Origin of the sequence: Plasticicumulans lactativorans (assembly GCF_004341245.1) — a bacterium.
Taxonomy (GTDB): Bacteria; Pseudomonadota; Gammaproteobacteria; order Competibacterales; family Competibacteraceae; genus Plasticicumulans_A; species Plasticicumulans_A lactativorans.
The window spans coordinates 1-1,263 of record NZ_SLWY01000059.1; the positions used below are offsets into that span (position 1 = coordinate 1).

The following is a 1,263-nucleotide window of genomic DNA, read 5'->3' on the forward strand; positions in this document are numbered from 1 at the left end:
CGACCGCCAGATGAACGCGCATCTGTACCTGTTCGGCCCCACCGGCACGGGCAAGAGCGCGACAATCAACAACATCCTGAATCAGGAGACGGCGATCTATCGGCCGCGCCTGTTCATCGTCGAGGCGGGCAACAGCTTCGGCCTGTTCGGCGACTTCGCGGCACGGCTGGGCCTCACCGTGCATCGGGTGAAGCTCGCGCCGGGCGCGGGCGTCAGTCTGGCGCCGTTCGCCGACGCCTGGCGCCTGGTCGATACGCCGAGCCAGGTACAGACGCTGGACGCCGATGCGCTCGACGAAGACCAGACCGATGCCGGCATGGTCGTGGAAGGCGATGAGCAGCGCGACGTACTCGGCGAGCTGGAGATCACGGCACGACTGATGATCACCGGCGGCGAGGACAAGGAAGAAGCGCGCATGACGCGCGCCGACCGCAGCCTGATCCGCCAGTGCATTCTCGATGCGGCACAGCACTGCGTAGCGGAGAAGCGCACGGTACTGACCCGCGATGTGCGCGAGGCGCTGCGCGAGCGCGCCCGCGACGCCACGCTGCCGGAGATGCGGCGCGCACGGCTGCTGGAGATGGCCGACGCCATGGACATGTTCTGCCAGGGCGTGGACGGCGAGATGTTCGACCGGTCCGGCACACCGTGGCCCGAGGCGGACATCACCATCGTCGACCTCGCCACCTTTGCCCGCGAGGGCTACAACGCCCAACTTTCGATCGCCTACATCTCGCTGATCAACACAGTGAACAACCTCGCCGAGCGCGATCAGTTCCTCGGCCGGCCGATCATCAACGTGACCGACGAGGGCCACATCATCACCAAGAATCCGCTGCTCGCGCCGTACGTGGTCAAGATCACCAAGATGTGGCGCAAGCTCGGCGCCTGGTTCTGGCTCGCCACACAGAACTTGGACGACTTGCCGAAAGCGGCCGAGCCCATGCTCAACATGATCGAGTGGTGGATCTGCCTGTCGATGCCGCCCGATGAAGTCGAGAAGATCGCGCGCTTCCGCGAACTCAACGCTTCGCAGAAGGCGCTGATGCTCTCGGCACGCAAGGAGGCCGGCAAGTTCAGCGAGGGCGTCATCCTGTCCAAGTCGATGGAAGTACTGTTCCGCGCCGTGCCGCCCAGCCTCTATCTGGCGATGGCGATGACCGAGCCCGAGGTGAAGGCCGAACGCTTCCAGTTGTTGCAGCAGCACGGCATCAGCGAGCTGGATGCCGCCTTCCGCGTGGCCGAGAGGCTCGACCGTGCGCG

General features: G+C 65.5%; 1 protein-coding gene. It reads left to right on the forward strand.

What is annotated here, in order from left to right; genetic code table 11:
- Positions 1-1,263: conjugative transfer ATPase (locus EV699_RS19750; RefSeq protein ID WP_132546057.1), on the forward strand; the 1,263-nt coding region annotated here is incomplete at both ends.